The organism is Bacillus sp. Xin1 (genome assembly GCF_013314535.1).
Lineage (GTDB): Bacteria > Bacillota > Bacilli > Bacillales > Bacillaceae_G > Bacillus_A.
The window spans coordinates 1-450 of the sequence record NZ_JABUAE010000180.1 but is presented as its reverse complement, the minus strand read 5'-3'; the positions used below and the strand labels follow the sequence as shown (position 1 = coordinate 450).

Annotated in this window: 1 pseudogene; it reads left to right on the top strand. The window is 45.6% G+C overall.

The features are described 5' to 3' along the window. Nucleotides 1-172: 172 nt before the first annotated feature. Nucleotides 173-450 (top strand): annotated as a pseudogene (locus HRG09_RS28410) (aminoglycoside phosphotransferase family protein); the annotation flags it as partial.

Here is a 450-nt window from a genome sequence, read left to right as displayed (position 1 = left end):
CCCCTATAGGAGTTGTGTTACAATTGAATAAATTAAGAGAAGTTAATTTTTTAAGGTGTGACTGCATTTTATAATGAAAAAGTGTGGCTTTTTGACTTTTGGTGTACGGAGCATTATTATAATTTTCCACCAATAAAAGTTTATGTCAGAGCTACCAAGGAGAGATCATACGATGTCCGAGAAGATGCATGCTGACGAATTGGAAATTGAAGAGCGACTTGTGCGTCGTTTGCTTGTCGATCAGTTCCCCCGCTGGGCAGAGTTGCCCCTTCGTAAGGTAGAGCCAGTTGGAACGGTAAATGCCATTTTCCGACTTGGCGACGAATATTCCATTCGGCTAGCGAGAAGGGAAGGACCGACGACACCAGGAGGACGCGAGTTCTTATGGCTACCAAAACTCGCGCCATTAGTTCCGCTTGAAATCCCTGTACCTATCGCTCAGGGGCGCCC